Below are 19,922 nucleotides of genomic sequence, written 5' to 3'. Positions count from 1 at the left end.
TTTGTTTTATTTAAAAAGGTAAATTATGTCTAAGTGATATTGCGTAAAACTGCAAAGTGTGTTTTTTATAAACAGAAAAAAATAACTGCTTTACTATAGCAATTTCAACCAGTCTTACCATCATTGGCGAAGACATTTAAAAGATCAGATAATAAAAGATCCTAGGATGATGTTAGCAAACATTTTTTTATTTAGATATTAACATTAATGCTTCCGCAGCCAAAAATTCCTAAACTCCAATATTTGTCTCACTTTCTGTCTAATGCTATATACATAAAATATGGGCACACACATTTAACAAAAAAACCTCGAAATCATATACCGAGGTTTCCAATAAACAATAACAAAATTGCTTTATATTTTGTGTTTATTTCCAAAATAGTCATTTCTTGTATTTTAAAAATAACGTCTTCTTATAACTTACATCAATAAGCATCTCAATAACTAACTTCAATGTTTAAAATAAAATACGTCCCTTTTATATATAGTATTCTCTTCCATTACAATGTTACCATCAATGACATCTGCTATTACTGCAAGTGTAGGCGTATCGATACCAGTCTGAGAAAAAACAGCAATAAAAGCAAATAGATTTAGACCTGCAAATAATTACTTTAGCATTCTTTTTAGTTATTTTATTTCTACCTTTATTTAGCTAAGTCTTTATGAGTAAAACGATAGACCTGTCCACTGGCAGGTCGTATAGTGATAGTATCGGTAAAATTTATAGAAGCAACAGGATTTTTGCTGCTGTTATTGAGCCACAATTGTTTAGCTTCTGTATTTAGAATGTTTCCGTTAAACATACCAATCGAGGCAGATACGCTAGTTGTGTTGGGTGTTGGCTCCTGATTATAAACATATTCTATTGTATTGCTTCCTTCATACAACTTAACCTGAAAAGAGATTACGGCCGAAGTTGCATTATAGTACCATTTCCAGTTCTTCCATTCGGCAATAAAGATTCTATTGGGCGCCATACCTATAGTTTTGTATGAAAAAGTACCGCCTTCTCCATTCAAATCATCCCATAAAGGAGCCAATAAAGTTAAATTAGTATAGCGGCTCAATGACAATATATAGCTATCATTAAATTGGTCAACAAAAGGATTATTAAACGAGAGCGTTCCATTAGAACTGGCATAAAAATCAGAGTAAAAATCACCTCCAAATTGAAAAGAAAACCCTATGGGCAGCGTACTACTCACTCCCTGATCAGCACTAAGAGCAGGAACAACTGTTCCTCCGTTAAGATAAGTATAGGCAACGCTCCCACTGCTAAACCCATACGGAGTATTCGTATTGATTTGCCTCGTTTCCTGTGCAATGCTCTTTGCATGAAATAGGGTTACAAAAATTGCAAAAAAAACCAATCTTGTTTTATAATTATATAAAAGATATTTCATCAAATAAATGCTTCTATTACTAGTTCTAATTTTTCACTTAATGTAAAACTTGTGTCAGTTTTTAAACAAAAATGACATCGATTCTATATTAAAATTATACTACATTATCTTAAAATAATATTCATAATTTTTGTGGATGCAAAGTATATACTAAATATGTAGAGAATAAAATATAAGGGTACACACATCTACCCAACAGTTTTTTTTATCATGAGGTCTTAAAAAACAGTACCTCTAAAAATATTAATTTAAAATATCGAGTGAATTTGCGTAGACAAGCAGTAATAAGATCAAAATAAGTACGGTTTTAGATTTGTAAGCTATTGTAAAAACAGGTATTTACAGAGATTATTACAAAAAAAAAACTACACCACTACTGAAGATTTAATAAACAATAATAAAATTGATTTAGATCTTTGTTTATTTCCAAAATGACCATTCAGTACCATTATAAACACACATCATTTTTTTATTCGTGTCATAACAAATTGTCCCTGCCATAGGTTTAACAATATTTAAATGTGGTGAACCTGTTTTAGGCAGTATTAAAGCCTTATCAGTTGTTTCTAGTACAAGTACCCCTTTTACTGGGCTACTCAAAGCGCCTATAACTGTTCCTCCAGCTACTTCTGGAATTGCATCTTGCTCTGTTAAATTTACTGCTCCAGTATGTATGGATAAATCAACCCAACCAGTACCATTATAATACATCACTTTTTTCTGAATCGCATTATAAATCAATAATCCCGGAGTTAAAGCATCTCCAGTAGGTATGGTGGTTACCCACGGCAAAACGATTCCTGAAATACCTGTAGCACCAAAATCTACTATTCCTGAGCCTTCTACCTGTTGTTTACCAATTGCCATTTGGGCATTTGCTGCTAATCCTGATCCTAGCATCAGAATTATAAATACTATATTTTTCATTTTTTATACGTTTAATTTATATACTTATTCACCCTATCGTAAATTATTTTCAACACATAGAAACATAGTTTTTTTTAACTGTATAATAGACGTTTTACTTATTTACAAAACGCATAGCTCTTCTATGTGAAAGAAACGTGTTTCTTTTTGCATTCTTTAAATTATAAAATAGAATCTATGTTTCTATGTGTTAGATAAAAACCATTCTCATTTCGATGTAATAATAGACTTCCCATTTGTTTATCAAGCACATCGTTCTACCTGCAATATGAAAGAAATGCATTCCTTTTGGCTGCTTTTAATTATATATAGAATCTATATTACCTTATGTTAAGCAAAAACTTATGTACAAAACTCATTGAACAAAATTATTTTCAACACATAGGGAGATCGTTTTTCTAACTCTATAATAGGCGTTTTACTTATTTACAAAACGCATAGCTCTTCTATGTGACAGAAACGTGTTTCTTTTTGCATTCTTTAATTATTTATATAGAAAATCTATGTTTCTATGTGTTAGATAAAAACAATAACAAAATACAACTCAATAGAATTCAATTAATTATTGTCAACACATGTTTGCTCAATACAATTCCAAATGATACCGTTGTATAGCTTTAAACAATTTTTTGTCGTGTCATAAACCAACATCCCTTCTACTGGAACAACAATCGCTGTTTCTGGTGAAGCAATCTTACTAATCGCAAAGCCGCTTTCTTTAGATTCTAAAATTAAAGCTCCGTTTCTTGGATTCACTGCAGGATGATTTTTTCGATCCAGTGTAGAAATAATTGCTAAAGGAGAACCTGTTTGTGTACCTGCAACAACACCAGGTCTATAACAAATTCCACAGCTAGTATCATGTGTAACAACAGTAGTAGCAACAGGAGAATCACAGTTGTACTTTTCAGAATGATAATAAACTGTATATGTTCCTGCTGTAGTCACGGTTGTAGGATCTGTAACGACTACTCCTTTTGCATCTTTCCAAACTACTACCGTACCGGGAGGTGTTGAAGATGTAATAAGACTGTTTAAATCCAGTAGCATACCTTGGCAAATCCCTCCTTTATTAGCTACAGCTGGCGCCACATTTCCTGCATTACAAGCAAAAACCAGTTTGTTACTGCTAGTAAAACTTCCTGGGATTTTTCCAAAATTCATTGAAATTCCCATACCATTATCGTTATTAGGATCAGGATTTATAGTATTTTTAAAAGTCATTTCAGTTCCTAAATCACTATTTAATAAAGTATAATAAGCCGAAAAATAACCACTCCAAGGCACACCTCCCACGTACTCAAAAGCTTCATAGGAAGGTTCTCTTTTTACTCCAACAACCAGATTAGGAGCTGTTCCAGATGCAAACCCTGGTCCTCTATCATAACCTTCCAAAAAAGTATCCCAGCCATGAGCTAATTTAACTTCTTCGGTATTCCCAACTGGTATAGTTACAGTATAATCTATGTAAAAATCATTCTCTGGAAAATCGTAAATGTATTTTACTGTTAAATGGTATGTCAAATCATTTTTGACAGCAGCGAGTTTAATTTCGTTTACAAAATGTCCCCCAGGAGATTCGATTAAACTTTGCTGTGTACTACTAACAACCTCTAATCTTGTTGTACCTGAAGGCGACAATGTCCCTCCTGTAAAATAAGTGTTCCCTACTGAAAGCACCACACCATGAGTACTTCCTGGAACAGTATATGGTAATGAGGTACCAGACAGGATCTCATTACCAGAGCCATATATCTGACCATTGCCATTTCTTCGGATTTGCATATTTGCAGCGCCTGATAAGGTGATCCGAAGTCCATCATTTGCATTTGTTCCACCCTTTGAGTTTATTATTGTCTGGCCATAATAGTCCATTTTACAACTGTCATCATTGTCTTTACGAATAAAACGATATACCTGTCCAGTTACTGGGCGTATATTGATATTATCGGTAAAATTTACAGAAGCGACAGGATTTGTGCTACTATTATTGAGCCATAATTGTTTAGCTGCCGCATTTAAAATGTTGCCATTAAACATACCGATAGAAGCTGATCCAGGTGTATTGGGTGTTGGTTCCTGTTTGTAAACATATTCTATAGTATTAGTTCCTTCATACAACTTAACCTGAAAGGAAATTACAGCCGAAGACGCATTATAAAACCACTCCCAGTTTTTCCACTCGGCAGTAAATACCCGATTGGGTGCTGTACCTATAGTTTTATATGAAAAAAGACCACTCCGTCCATGTAAATCATCCCATAAAGGAGCCAATAAAGTTAAATCAGCTGGAGTCAATGAACTGACAGCATTAGCTCTACCAATAAAAGGATTATTAAAAGAGAGCGTTCCATTAGAGCTAGCATAAAAATCAGTATACGTCTCACATCCAAATTGAAAAGAAAATCCGATGGGTAATTTACTACTTCCCACATCATCAGCACTAAGACCTGGAACAATAGTTCCACCATCGAGATATTTATAGACACTACTCTCACTGCTAAAAGTATAAGGAATACTTGGATTTACCCGCTTTAACTTCTGTGCTTCTTGCGCCACGCTCTTTATTGGAAATAATGCTACAAACAGCATTAAAAAAATTAATCTTGCTTTGTAATTATATGAAAGATATTTCATCAAATAAATAATTTAATATTAGCAATACTTTTTTATTTAATGAATTAAGACTGGGTGTCAATTAAATAAAAAACTACATCGATTCAACATTTAAATTATGCTACATTATCCTATAAAGAATATTCATAATTTTTGTGAATGCAAAGTATATGCTAAATAAGCAGAGAAAAAAATATCAGGGTACACACATCTACCCACTTATTTTTTTAGAATAATAATCTAAAAATCAAGGTCTTGAAATTATTTATTTTTAATACCGAGTGGATTTGCGTAGCTAAACAGTCATGAAATCAAAAATGGTACAATTTTAAACGTGTAGAATGTTTCAAAAAAAAGCATTTAACAATTCTATCGTCAAAAAAATCCCAGCCACATACCTGAATTTAATTAACGATAGAATTGTTTATGATCTGGTATTTATTTCCAAAATGACCATTCAGTGCCATTATAAACACACATCATTTTTTTATTTTTATCATAACAAATTGTTCCTGCCATAGGCTTAATAATATTTAAATGTGGCGAAGCTACTTTAGGCAGTATTAGAGCCTTATCAGTTGTTTCTAATACAAGTACCCCTTTTACTGGGCTACTCAAAGCGCCTACAACTGTTCCTCCGGCTACTTCTGGAATTGCATCTTGTTCTGTTAAATTTACTGCTCCGGCATGTATAGACAAATCAACCCAAGCAGTACCATTATAATACATCACTTTTTTTTCAATAGCATTATAAATCAAAACTCCTGGAGACAAAGCTTTTCCTGTAGGTATTGTGGTTACCCAAGGTAAAACGATTCCAGCCTCCCATTCATCTCTGAAATCTACTATTCCTGAGCCTTCGACTTGGTGTTTACCAATTGCCATTTGGGCATTTGCTGTTAATCCTACTCCCAGGATCAGGATTATAAATACTATATTTTTCATTTTTTATACGTTTAATTTATATACTTATTTACCCTATCGTAAATTATTTTCAACACACAGCAACATAGCTTTTTTTTAACTGTATAGTAGGCGTTTCACTTATTTACAAAACGCATAGCTCATCTATGTGAAAGAAACGTGTTTCTTTTTGCATTCTTTAATTATAAAATAGAATCTATGTTTCTATGTGTTAGATAAAAACCATTCTCATTTGGATGTAATAATTAAACACATAAAAACATGGTTTTTTACTAATAATAGACTTCCCATTTGTTCATCAAACACATCGTTCTACCTACAATGCGAAAGAAATGTATTCCTTTTGGCTGCCTTTGATTATATTTAGAATCTATACTACTAGTTGTTAAGCAAAAGCTTGACAATTAAAATCTAACAGATTCTATCACAATCAATATTTATAAATTCTATTTACCATACACACCACTATCCCCAATGGCGCTACCATTTTTGTATGTTTTAATTGTTAATAGAACCCATGTTTCTATGTGTTAGGTTAAAATTTAATTAATCACAACATTAGTTTCAGGTTAAGTTTTGATTAAAAGCAAAATTACATATACATCTTTTATTAAGTCTGAAATTAAAGCCATAAAACCAGCACTAGAGGCCTTAATATGTTTTTTTATTTTACAAGTAAACCCAGATTAATATAGACATAATTAATTATTTAATATCTAAAAGCATCACTTTCTTTATCTAAAATTAGACGTTCCAATTAAGTTATAATTCCCATTCAACAACAAATTCTAATTCTAATCATTATCAACACATGTTTGCTCAATACAATTCCAAATGATACCATTATACAACTTTAAACAATTGCTTGTCGTATCATAAACAAGCATCCCTTCTACTGGAACAGCGATTGCTGTTTCTGGTGAAGCAATCTTACCAATGGCAAAGCCTTTTCTTTAGATTCTAAAATTAAAGCTCCATTTCTTGGATTTACGGCAGGATGATTTTTTCGATTCAGCGTAGAAATAATCGCTAAGGAAAAACCTGTTTGTGTACCTTATATATAGTATTATGCAATAGATAAAACCTAGCATAAAATTCATTGAACTAAATCATTTTAACACATAGAAACATAGTTTTTTTAAACTAAATAATAGGCGTTTCACTTATTTACAAAACACATAGCTGTACTATCTGAAAGAAACATTTTTCTCTTAGTATCCTTTAATTATTTATATCGCAAACCTATATTTCTATGTGTTAGATAAAAAACTTCAATTCCAAGACTTCAATTAATCATTATCAACACATGTTTGCTCAATACAATTCCAAATGATACCATTATACAACTTTAAACAATTGCTTGTCGTATCATAAACAAGCATCCCTTCTACCGGAACCGCAATGGCTGTTTCTGGTGAAGCAACTTTATTAATAGCAAAGCCTTTTTCTTTAGACTCTAAAATTAAAGCTCCGTTTCTTGGATTAACTGCAGGATAATTTTTTCGATCCAGCGTAGAAATAACCGCTAAAGGAGAACTTGTTTGTGTACCATTAACAACCCCCGGTTTATAACAAACTCCACAGCTAGTATCCTGTTTAACAACAGTAGTGGCAACAGGAGAATCACAGTCGTATTTTACAGAATGATAATAAGCTGTATAGGTTCCTTCTTTAGTCACCGTTGTAGGATCTGCAACGACTTCGTCTTTTGAATCTTTCCAAACTATAACTGAACCTGGAGGCGTTGGAGATGTAATAAGACTATTTAAATCTAATACCATGCCTTGGCAAATACCTCCCTTATTGGCTAAAGCTGGTGCTACATCTCCCGCTTCACAAGCAAAAACCAGTTTGTTACTACTGGTAAAACTTCCTGGGATCTTCCCAAAATTCATTGAAATCCCTATACCATTATCTGTATTAGGATCAGGATCTATAGTATTTTTAAATGTCGTATCCTCTCCTAAATCAGTATCTAATGAACCGTAATTAGCAGAAAAATAACCACTCCATGGTATACCATCTAAAAACTCAAAAGCTTCAAATGAAGGTTCCCTTTTTACCCCAACTACCAAATTAGGAGCTGTTCCTAACACAAACCCTGGCCCTGCATCAGAACCCTGCAAAAAAGTATCCCAGCCATGAGCCAATTTAACTTCTTCGGTATTGCCTTCGGGTATAGTTACCGTATAATTCATAAAAAAATCATTTTCTGGCAAATTGTAAACATATTTTACTGTTAAATAATAGGTCAAACTATTTTTAACAGCAGCCAGTTTAATTTCATTTACAAAATGACCAGAAGTAGATTCGATACCTCCTTGTTGTGTACTACTTACAACTTCCAATCGCTGATCTTCACCATATGCTGGCGTCAATGATCCTCCTGTAAAATAAGAATTCCCTACAGCAAGCGCTACACCATGAGCACCAGGTCCTGTAACATTATATGGATTCGTAGTACCATATGGTAAGTAGTTATCAGGTTTATGTATTTGACCTTTTCCATTTCTTATAATTTGCATATTTGCAGCACCCGATAGGATAATCTTAAGTCCATCATTTGCATTTGTTCCACCATTTGGGTTTATTATAGTCTGTCCATAATAAACAACTCCATCACAACTAGCATCAGTATCATTACGAGTAAAACGATATACTTGTCCGCTTGCCGGGCGTATATTGATATTCTCGGTAATGCTTGTAGAAGCCACTGGGCTCTCGCTAGTATTATTGATCCATAATTGTTTCGCTTCTGCATTTAAAGTATTGGCATTAAAGACACCAATAGAAGCTGATCCAGGCGTATTGGGTGATGGTTCCTGATTGTAAATATATTCTATTCTATTGCTCCCTTCGTATAATTTAACCTGAAAAGAGATTACAGCCGAAGCCGCATTCCAATACCATTTCCAATTTTTCCACTCCGCAATAAAGACCTGATTAGGAGCTGTACCTGTAGTTTTGTATGAAAAAATACCGCGATCTCCATTTAAATTATCCCATAAAGGAGCCAATAAAGTTAAATTAGCATAACGACTCATTGACAATATATAGCTCCCATTATTCATACTAACAAAAGGATCATTAAAAGATAACGTACCATTAGAACTAGCATAGAAATCGGAGTAAAAATCACATCCCAATTGAAAAGGAAAACCTATGGGAAGCTTACCACTCACTGCATCATCTTTACTAAGAGCAGGAACAACAGTTCCTCCATCGAGATAAGTATAACTACTACGCTCACTGCTAAAAGTATAGGGGATATTTGGATTTACTCTTCTTACCTTCTGCACTTGCTGTGCCTCACTTATTATTGGAAATAGCGCTACAAACAGCACTAAAAAAAACAATCTTGCTTTGTAATTGTACAAAAGATATTCCATAAAAAAATAATATTACTGTTTCTATTTTCAAGATTACAAAAGAGAGTAATCGTTGGTGTTTAGGTTACGTTCTAATTTAAGACACAAAACTACATATGCTACTTTCTTTTACTTTCTAATAAAAATTATAAAACATGCATTATAAGCCATAATCCATTTTTGCTCAATTTTAAATTACACAACTAATAGAGCCGCTTGAAGTATTTTGAAAACGCACACAATTAACTTGATAAAAAAAAATCCCAATCAATAAACAATTTATGATTGGGATTTTTTTCAAATAAGTATAATATAACTTATAATAAATTTTGGTATTCTTTTGGAGAAACTCCATATCTTTTGGTAAACCTTCTAGTTAAATAAGAAGCACTGGAGTAATTTAATTTAATTGAAATTTCTTCGACAGTATATTGTTTTGTTTCTATGAACTCTTTTGCTTTTTCTAATTTACTATCAGAGAAATATACCGCAGGAGAGACACCTATAGTCTTAGTAAACATTTTTTTATATTTAGAAATAGACATTAATGCTTTGGCAGCCAAAAAATCAATCCCAGGAAATTCCCTCTCATTATTTTTTTGCATGAATTTTTTAGAAATAATTATTCTTTTTATATCATCATTAACAGCTTTGCCAAGGATCATTTTTTTTGTCTTTAACTGCTCTAAATAATTATTTAGTAAGGCATAAACCAATGCCTTAAAATTCATCTCATAGTATGGTGTATCTGGTGCAGTTTTCCTGAATTTTTTTATTAAATCCAGACTTCGATAACTCATTCTGTCTATGTTAATAATTACGTTCTTTTTAATATCAAAAACGACATCCTCTTTAATTTTACAAATCTTATTTATATATTCTTTAAAAGTATCTTTTTTTACAACAACACAAACACCATAGATATGGGTTTCTTTTTTAACGATGTAATCTATATCTAATGCGCCATCTAGCATGATGAAATTATAATCTAGTTTTCCGAATTGTATCGCTTTTTTATTCAAAAAAAAATCAATATTAGTACTTAATAGATAAAAATATAAAATTACGCCATCATTATTAGTTCTATTCTTGTGTTTTAAAAACAGTGTCTTTTTATAGCTTACATCAATTAATACAGCCAGAACCCCTTCTTCAATGTTAAAAAATGAATACGATCCTTTATATATCTCATTATCTCCTCTTACAATGTTACCATCAACAACTCCTCCTACAGCATCTGCTATCACTGCAAGCGGATCTCGATTGCTATCAAAATCATGATCTATTACTTTCATAAACAAATAATTACACCTTAAATATAAAAAATTCTATGCTTCACAAAACCAAAATTGTTATGAAAGAAGTAAGACCAAAATAGGGACAGCGGTTCAAAACAAAATTCTGTATTGGCTCTTTCGCTACATTACTTTTGATGTATTACTACTTTTAATTAAACTAACAAATGGTCGGTTAAAAATTCGGAGTAAAAGTAGTTAATCTTCTTTTTTATTTATTTTATTTAAAACTATAAAACTGCCACTATAAGCCTTAATTTTAAATTGTAGCTACTAGAACCGATACAAATATTAAAAAAATACATGATTAAATTTATAAAAAAAATCCAATCAATAAATTATTAGGATTGGATTTTTTTTATAAAGAGTAGTGTAAATTAATCTCTAGATCATTGAACAACAGCATTATCTAAACAGAAATTAATTAACGAACCAGCTCCTTCTCCGTTATGTTGAAATGTTAGTTCTGTAAACCATCCTCCACCTACAGTAATATTCCCTCCTAATCTTATTCCATTGAAACTTACTTTATTATCCGTTATGTTGATATTTTCTTGACAATAACTATTGCTTTTTATTTGAATGGGCTGCTTGTCATTGCCGTATAAGTAACTGTTACTTCTTTTCCATCTAACATATGTTTGCCATTTAGTGTAGCATAGTTTAATTGATTCTCTACACCACAAGCAAAATTCGTTATTGGTGTTCACCAACACATGTTTGCTCAATACAATTCCAAATGATACCATTGTACAATTTCAAACAATTGCTTATCGTATCAAAAACAAGCATCCCTTCGACTGGAACAGCGATTGCTGTTTCTGGTGAAGCAACCCTACTAATCACAAAGCCTTTTTCTTTAGACTCTAAAATCAAAGCTCCATTTCTTGGATTTATGGCAGGATGATTTTTTCGGTCCAGCATAGAAATAACGGCTAAAGGAAAACCTGCTTCTGTTCCAGTAGTAACCCCTGGTTTATAACAGATTCCACAGCTGTCATATACAATATCAATACTAGCAGTAGGTGAAATACAATAGTATTTTGCAGAATAATAATAAACAGTGTACTTTCCTGCTTTAGTTACCGCTGTAGGATCTGTAACTACTGCTCCTTTTGCATCTTTCCAGACTACAGCCACATCTGGTGGAGGGGCTGGAGATGTAATAAGACTATTTAAATTTAAAACCTCATCTTGACAAATTACTGCCCCATTGACTAAAGTTGGTGCTACATCTCCTGCACTACAAGCAAAAAACAATTTGTTACTACTGGTAAAACTACCTGGAATACTCCCAAAATTCATTGAAATCCCTAGACCATTATCGATATTAACATCAGGGTTTACAGTATTTTTGAAAGTCATATCACGTCCTAAATTATAAGGCATTAAGATATAATAAGCAGAAAAATAACCACTCCAGGGTACACCTCCTATATACTCAAAAGCTTCATAGGAAGCTCCTCCTATCATCTTTGCTCCAACAACTAAATTGGGAGCAACTCCTGTTACAAACCCTGGCCCTAGACTTTTGTTATTTTGCATATGAGTATCCCAACCATGAGCCAATTTAACTTCTTCGGTATTTCCTTCTGGGATAGTCACCGTATAATCTATAAAAAAATAATTCTCAGGGAAATCGTAAACATATTTTATTGTCAAATAATAGGTCAAATCATTTTTGACAGCAGCTAGTTTAATTTCATTTACAAAATGCCCCGAAGGGGATTCGATACGGCTTTGCTCCGTACTACTAACAACACTTAACATTGTTTTACTCCCATCCTCTGGTCTCAATGCTCCTCCTGCAAAATAGGTATTCCCCACTGCAAGTACCACACCGTGACTAGACCCTGTAGGTCCATATGGATTTGAAGTTCCTATCAATAAGTTGTTATTGGAGTTACTTATCTGATTTACATTTTTTCTTCGGACTTGCATATTTGCAGCACCCGATAAAGTAATCCTGAGTCCATCATTTTCATTTGTTCCTCCAGTTTTGTTTATCATGGTCTGACCATAAAAAAAAACCTCACAACTGGCATCATCGTCATTATGAGTAAAACGATATACCTGTCCACTTGCTGGACGTATAAAAATATTCTCAGTAAAATTTAAAGAGGCTGTAGGGTTCTCGCTGCTGTTGTTGAGCCATAGTTGTTTGGCTGCTGCATTAAAACTGTTGCCGTTAAACATACCAATAGAAACACCAGTAGGAATATTTGTATTGGATGTTGGTTCCTGATTATAAACATATTCTATACTATTAGTTCCTTCATACAATTTAACCTGAAAAGAGATCATAGCTGCTACATCCCAATATGCTTTCCAGTTTTTCCACTCCGCAGTAAAAACCCGATTGGGAGCCACGCCTGTGGTACGGTATGAAAAAACACCATTACCACCATGTAAATAATCCCAGAATGGAGCTAATAAAGTTAAATTAGTTGGAGTCAACGAACGCCCAGAATTAGAAGCATTATTAAATGCATAATTAAAAGATAACGTTCCGTTAGAACTAGCATAAAAATTTGAATATGTTTCACATCCAAATTGAAAAGAAAAACCTATAGGCAATCGATCACTCACAGCATCAGCGGCACTAAGTTTTGGAACAATAGTTCCTCCGTCAAGATAAATATAATCACCTCTCTCACTACTAAAAGTATAGGGAATATTTGGATTTACCCGCCCCATCTTCTGTGCTTCCTGAGCGAAACTTTTTATTGGAAATAACACTACTATTAAAGTCACTAAAAAAAAGAATCTTGTTTTATTATTGTATAAAAGGTATTTCATGAAAAATGTTTATACTAATAACTCTATTTTCAAGATTATAAAATACTACAAGCGAGTAATCATTAGCGTTGGGGTTACGTTTTAATTTAAGGTGCAAAATTACAATACCTATTTCTTTTAATCTGCAATTAAAGCCATAAAACTAGCACTAGAAGACATATTATTGGTAGAGCTGTTTTTAAATCAAGGTGATAAAAAACCTCGTCAGTATTACTAACGAGGTTGGATTGGTTTAATAAGATATTTCTTTTTCTACAATTTAAAATATTATAGAAATCTATGTTGCTATGTGTTAGATAAAATACTACAGCGCATCGCTGTTATTTAAACAAAAACCAAACAATGAACCATCTCCTTGTCCGTTATGTTTAATTGTTAACTCTGTAAACCATTTACCTCCTACAGTAATATTTCCTCCTATTCCAATTCCTGTTGTTCCTATAATACTTAATCTATTATCAGTTATGTTGATTTTCTCTTGACAAGAACTAGTCCTGTTTAGCTGAATGGGCTGATTGCTATTTGTTGAAAAGGTAAACTCTTCTCCGCTATTTGCAACTGCAAAAGCGATTCCTATATTCGTTACAGGATGAGAAAAGGTAATAGTAAGAGTACTCACTCCAGTACCTCCCAACCATAAAGGATAATACATTGCTCTTACATCACAATAAGATGCTGATAAAGTAGCCGTGGTACGGACATTTGTGCCACTAAATCCAACAGTCACTTCTTTTCCGTTTATCAAATGTTTACCATTTAGTGTATTATAGCCTAATTGATCATTTAGCTCACAAGCCAAATTCGTTATATCCGGAGCTTCAACATCTGTATAATTCTTTGCAATAACAACAAATTCACAATCTACTCCTCCTATATTCAAAGAAAATTTTGCCTCTCCAGAAGCAGAAGGCGTTCCTATAATAGAAAAGACCAGATTACCAGAACCTTTCTGGATAGATCCCGAAGGAAGAACAGCCGTCAATCCGGTTATATTTTTCGATAAAATAGCAATTTCTCCATGATCAAAAGCTTCTCCTGCATTAGAATAAGGGATAGAAACGGTTGTTCCGCCACCGATTGGGTAATTAGCAATAATATTCTGATTTACAACCGCCACACTACAGTTCAACTCTAATAGACTAGGAATAGGTGCCAATATGCATCCGCTCCATTCTGTGCCATTAAAATATCGGATACAGTTCTCTTTCAAATCATAAACAATAGTTCCTTTTTTCACGGCTTTCCCTGTAGGATTCTTGGTGTTTTCTGCCTGATCAACATGAGGAAGCACTAAACCCCAATCCTTACTAGGAGAAGTGATATCCAGAGCCCCTTCGGGCGTATGTGTACCAATACCACTCTGACCAAAAACAGCAATAAAAGCAAGTAGATTTAATACCGTAAGTAATTTTTTTATCATTTCTTTTAATTTTTATCTGTTTAGTTGTCTAAATCATTAGGAATAAAACAATATAACTATCCACTTGCAGGAAACATACTTAATATTCACGATATGATTAATTTGGGGCGCAAAATTAATTATACTTGTTTTTTTTATAGTCTAATAAAAATTATAAAACATGCATTATAAGCTTTACTATTCGTCGAAGTATTTTTACCAACTTAATAAAAAAACCTCGTCAGTATTACTAACGAGGTTGGATTGGTTTGCTATTGTGGGGCAAAAAAGATATTTACCTACTTTTCATAAAAAAACTTCGGAACTATGTATTAGGTGAAAATTTAATAAAATACTACAGCCCATCACTGCTATTTAAACAGAAACTAAATACTGCTCCGTCTCCTGCTCCGTTATGTTCCAATTTTAGCTCTGTAAACCATACTCCTCCTACTGTAAGATTTCCACCTACATTATTACCAGTGTATTTTATCTTATTATCTGTTATGCTGAAATAGTTTGCACAAGAACCACTCTTTTTTAGTTCAACAGCTTGTTTTCTATTAGTCGTAAAAGCAACCACTTCACCTGGGTCTGCACCTGTAAAAGCGATTCCTACATTCGTTACAGGACGGGAAAAGGTAATCAAAATGGTACCAATGCTATTCCTCCCTCCCAACCATATACTATTAGCTATTGTAGTTACATCACAATGAGATAATGAAGTAGTATAGGTGTAGGCATTTGAAAAAGTATAATTGACCGTCACTTCTTGTCCATTTATTATATGTTTACCAATTAAGCCAGTATTACTTAATTGATCTTTCTGATCGCAACTAAGATTAGTTATAGCTGGAACTTCAATTGCTGTATAATACTTTACAGTAATAACAAATTCACAATCTACTCCTGCTATTCTCAAAGGAAATTTAGCCACCCCTTCTGCAGAAGGCATTCCTGAAATAGAAAAGACCAAATTACCAGCACCTTTTTTAATAGAACCTGAAGATAGAACAGCCTTTAACCCAGTTACACCCTTAGATTGAATAGTAATTTCATCATAACTAATACTCTCTTCTTTATTAAAATAAGGAATAGAAACAGTTGTCCCGGTAGCTACTGGATAATTAACAATAATATTTTTGTTTAAAACAGCTGAACCACATTCTAATTTAATAGGAATTGGTGCTACTATACATCCGCTCCATTCTGAACCATTAAAATACCTAATACAGTTCTCTTCCAAATCATAAACAATAGTTCCTTTTTTCACGGCTTTCCCTGTAGGATTCTTGGTGTTTTCTGCCTGATCAACATGAGGAAGCACTAAACCCCAATCCTTACTAGGAGAAGTGATATCCAGAGCCCCTTCGGGCGTATGTGTACCGATACCAGTTTGACCAAAAATAGCTATGAAAGCAAGTAAATTTAGTACAGTAAGTAATTTTTTCATCATTTCTTTTAATTTTTATTTTTATCTGTTTAGTTGTCTAAATCATTAGGAATAAAATAATATGACTATCCACTTGCAGGAAGCATACTTAATATTCACGATATGATTAATTTGGGGCGCAAAATTACATATACCTGTTTTTTTTACATTCTAATAAAAATTATAAAACATGCATTATAAGCTTTACTATTCGTCGCAGTATTTTTAAGCAAATACAATAAAAAAACCTCGCCAGTATTACTGACGAGGTTTGGATTGGTTTGTTATTTTTAACACATTAAGGACATAGCTTACTTTAGCTAAAATTAGACGTTTCACTTATTTATAATGCAAATAGGTGTTAGATAAAAAGCAATAACAAACTACAATTCAATCAGCTCCATTAATTATTATCAACACATGTTTGCTCAATACAATTCCAACTGATACCGTTGTACAATTTTAAACAATTGCTAGTCATATCATAAACAAGCATCCCTTCAACTGGAACGGCAATAGTAGTTTCTGGTGAAACAATTCTACTAATTACAAAACCTTTTTCTTTAGACTCTAAAACTAAAGCTCCGTTTCTTAGGTTCACTGCAGGATGATTTTTTCGATCCAGCGTAGAAATAATCGCTAAAGGAAAACCTGCTTCTGTGCCTGTATCAGCACCAGGTCTATAACAAATTCCACAGCTAGTATCATGTGTAACAACAGTAGTAGCAACAGGAGAATCACAGTTGTACTTTTCAGAATGATAATAAACTGTATATGTTCCTGCTGTAGTCACGGTTGTAGGATCTGTAACGACTACTCCTTTTGCATCTTTCCAAACTACTACCGTACCGGGAGGTGTTGAAGATGTAATAAGACTGTTTAAGTTTAAAACTCCACCTTGGCAAATACCTCCTCTATCTGCTAAAGCTGGTGCTACATCTCCCGCTTCACAAGCAAAAACCAGTTTGTTACTACTGGTAAAACTTCCTGGAATCTTCCCAAAATTCATTGAAATTCCGATACCATTATCTGTATTAGGATCAGGATTTATAGTGTTTTTAAAAGTCATTTCAGTTCCTAAATTACTATTTAATAAAGTATAATAAGCCGAAAAATAACCACTCCAGGGTACCCCTCCTATGTACTCAAAAGCTTCATAGGAAGGTTCTCTTTTTACTCCAACAACCAAATTAGGAGCTGTTCCAGATACAAACCCTGGTCCTCTATCATCACCCTGTAAATAGGTGTCCCAGCCATGAGCCAATTTAACTTCTTCGGTATTGCCTTCTGGTATAGTTACAGTATAATCCATGTAAAAATCATTTTCTGGAAAATTGTAAACATATTTTACTGTTAAATAGTACCTTAAACCATTTTTAACAGCAGCCAGTTTAATTTCATTTACAAAGTGCCCCGGAGAAGATTCGATACTATTTTGTGGTGTACTACTAACCACCTCTAATTGTTGCTCTGTGACAGATGCAGGCACCAATGTACCACCTGTAAAATAAGAATTCCCTACAGCAAGCACTACACCGTGATTAGTACCTCCTGGAACATTATATGGACGCGTAGTACCATATGATAAATTGTTAGCAGGATTATATATCTGACCTTTTCCATTTCTTCGAATTTGCATATTTGCAGCACCCGATAGGATAATCCTGAGTCCATCATTTTCATTTGTCCCACCCTTTGGGTTTATTATAGTCTGTCCATAATAATCAACTCCATCACAACTTACATTTGTATCATTACGAGTAAAACGATAGAGCTGCCCGCTTGCTGGACGTACATTGATATTCTCGGTAATGCTTGTAGAGGCCACTGGGCTCTCGCTAGTATTATTGAGCCATAATTGTTTCGCTTCTGCATTCAAAGTGTTATCATTATATATTCCAATAGAAGCAGATGCTCCTATTGTATTGGGTGTTGGCTCCTGATTATAAACATATTCTATGGCATTGCTTCCTTCATACAATTTAACCTGAAAAGAGATTACAGCAGAAGATGCATTATAGTACCACTTCCAGTTTTTCCACTCCGCAGTAAAGACCCGATTGGGTGCGATACCTTCCGTTTTGTATGAAAAAATACCGTGATTTCCATTTAAATCATCCCATAAAGGAGCCAATAAAGTTAAATTAGCATAACGGCTCATTGATAATATATAGCTAGCATTATTTTCACCAATAAAAGAATTATTAAAAGATAGTGTTCCATTAGAGCTAGCATAAAAACCAGTATAAAAATCACATCCCAATTGAAAAGGAAATCCTATGGGAAGCTCATAACTCACTGCATGATCTGCACTAAGGGCAGGAACAACAGTCCCTTCTTTAAGATAAGCATAAGTACTGTTCTCACTGCTAAAAGTATAGGGGATATTTGGATTTATCCGTCTTATCTTCTGTACTTCCTGCGCCTCACTTATTATTGGAAATAGCGCTATAAACGGCACTAAAAAAAACAATCTTACTTTGTAATTATATGAAAGATATTTCATAAAAAAAATATTAATGACTCTATTATCATACTCACAAAAACTATAAGTGAGTAAAGAAATAGTGTACTAGTTATACTTAAATTCAGGTGCAAAACTACATATACCTTTTCCTTTTAATCTCTAATTAAAGCCATGAAATTGGTACCAGAAGACTTAATTAATACTATAGAAGTGCCAAGGTGATAATAAAAAAACCTTCGAATCAATAGGATTGGAAGGTTTTTATCAGAGTAAATCGTTTTTTTAAAGGCAATTATATCTAAACAATATCAGGCAAAACGCCAAAGTGATTTTTATAAATAGAAGAAAAATAAGCTACTTTACTATATCCTAATGTATAAGCTAAATCACCAATTGAGCTAAAATCCCCTTTTGCTAAAAGTTCATTGGCTAATTCTAATTTTTCAATTTTAAAAAACAAAGCAGGGCTTTTTCCGTATATGTTTTTATACAGACTTGAAAATTTAGAAACTGACATATTAGCAATTTCAGCTAATTTTATTATTCCTGGAAAAGGAATTAGAAGATCTGATAATAAAAAATCCTGGCTTTTCATAACAGCAACGACATCTTTTTCAAACAATGATTTCATAGTAGAACTGTCATCTCTTAGTCTTTCATAAAAATATCCCAATAAAGTATAGGTAGCATTTTTTAAAAGAAACTCATAATTAAAGCTTTCCATATTATATTGCTTCAGATCATGAAGCAGTACTTTGCTCCTACTATCAATATGCCCGTAAAAAAATAGTTTTTTCTTATTGTTATCAAAAATATTCTTAAACCCCTTTTCAATCTTTTCCTTTTCAAAAAAAGCTTTAACAGCATCTTTTTTTATGAATAGTCTGAGTGAATAAGCTCTATCTCCTACTTTAGCATCATAGGAACTGCTTATCTGACTGTCTACAATTCCGAAACCAAGTTTAGAGGTATACCCTATTCTATGCTTTACATCATTTACCACATGACTATTAAAATTATCACTCAAATCATAATATATAATCCAAAATTCCTCCTCTGACTTTAATCTGGTAAATCGCATTTCTTTTTGTAAAATCGCATCAATAACCACTACAGATACATCTGGGGAGATTTCTGTAAAATAAAGAGTTCCGTCTACAATTTCTTTAGGAAAATGCATTACTTTTTCATTAGTTATAGTACATCCCAGTTCATCAACATATTTTTGTTGCCAATACGGTTTTAAAGAATAAGTATGTTCAAATTCTGGCAATACGCTATCCATATAG

12 protein-coding genes are annotated in these 19,922 nt (G+C 33.1%); all 12 read right to left on the bottom strand.

What is annotated here, in order from left to right; all coding sequences use genetic code 11:
* Positions 1-647: 647 nt before the first annotated feature.
* Positions 648-1,406 carry a hypothetical protein gene (locus tag LPB87_RS18285; RefSeq protein WP_230728829.1) on the bottom strand — a complete coding sequence of 253 codons (759 nt, stop codon included), beginning with the start codon at positions 1,404-1,406 and terminating at the stop codon, positions 648-650.
* 420 nt (positions 1,407-1,826) lie between these two features.
* Positions 1,827-2,333, bottom strand: coding sequence for a hypothetical protein (locus LPB87_RS18280; protein WP_230728828.1), 507 nt, complete (start codon positions 2,331-2,333; stop codon positions 1,827-1,829).
* A gap of 558 nt (positions 2,334-2,891) precedes the next feature.
* Entirely contained in the window at positions 2,892-4,970 is a 2,079-nt protein-coding gene (locus LPB87_RS18275) for a hypothetical protein (protein WP_230728827.1), read from the bottom strand.
* A gap of 417 nt (positions 4,971-5,387) precedes the next feature.
* A complete protein-coding gene (locus LPB87_RS18270) occupies positions 5,388-5,894 on the bottom strand; it encodes a hypothetical protein (RefSeq protein WP_230728826.1) in 507 nt (168 codons plus the stop codon).
* A gap of 1,268 nt (positions 5,895-7,162) precedes the next feature.
* Complete coding sequence (locus LPB87_RS18265; protein ID WP_230728825.1) at positions 7,163-9,262, bottom strand: hypothetical protein; 2,100 nt, start codon at positions 9,260-9,262, stop codon at positions 7,163-7,165.
* A gap of 296 nt (positions 9,263-9,558) precedes the next feature.
* The gene (locus LPB87_RS18260) at positions 9,559-10,536 is read right to left on the bottom strand and encodes a helix-turn-helix transcriptional regulator (RefSeq protein WP_230728824.1); all 978 of its coding nucleotides are present in this window, start codon (positions 10,534-10,536) and stop codon (positions 9,559-9,561) included.
* A 389-nt stretch (positions 10,537-10,925) separates the two neighbouring features.
* Positions 10,926-11,246: a hypothetical protein gene (locus LPB87_RS18255; protein ID WP_230728823.1), complete on the bottom strand. Its 321-nt coding sequence runs from the start codon at positions 11,244-11,246 to the stop codon at positions 10,926-10,928.
* Complete coding sequence (locus LPB87_RS18250) at positions 11,233-13,335, bottom strand: hypothetical protein (RefSeq protein ID WP_230728822.1); 2,103 nt, start codon at positions 13,333-13,335, stop codon at positions 11,233-11,235. The genes LPB87_RS18255 and LPB87_RS18250 overlap by 14 nt, the downstream gene beginning before the upstream one ends.
* Before the next feature lie 304 nt (positions 13,336-13,639).
* Positions 13,640-14,755: a hypothetical protein gene (locus LPB87_RS18245; RefSeq protein WP_230728821.1), complete on the bottom strand. Its 1,116-nt coding sequence runs from the start codon at positions 14,753-14,755 to the stop codon at positions 13,640-13,642.
* 334 nt (positions 14,756-15,089) lie between these two features.
* Positions 15,090-16,190, bottom strand: coding sequence for a hypothetical protein (locus LPB87_RS18240; protein WP_230728820.1), 1,101 nt, complete (start codon positions 16,188-16,190; stop codon positions 15,090-15,092).
* A 379-nt stretch (positions 16,191-16,569) separates the two neighbouring features.
* Positions 16,570-18,672 carry a hypothetical protein gene (locus tag LPB87_RS18235; RefSeq protein WP_230728819.1) on the bottom strand — a complete coding sequence of 701 codons (2,103 nt, stop codon included), beginning with the start codon at positions 18,670-18,672 and terminating at the stop codon, positions 16,570-16,572.
* A gap of 259 nt (positions 18,673-18,931) precedes the next feature.
* A complete protein-coding gene (locus LPB87_RS18230) occupies positions 18,932-19,918 on the bottom strand; it encodes a helix-turn-helix transcriptional regulator (protein WP_230728818.1) in 987 nt (328 codons plus the stop codon).
* Between the last annotated feature and the right edge of the window lie 4 nt (positions 19,919-19,922).

Source organism: Flavobacterium sp. EDS (assembly GCF_020991525.1).
GTDB lineage: Bacteria > Bacteroidota > Bacteroidia > Flavobacteriales > Flavobacteriaceae > Flavobacterium.
The sequence above is the reverse complement of the archived record's forward strand: the minus strand, read 5'-3'. Positions and strand labels throughout refer to the sequence as shown.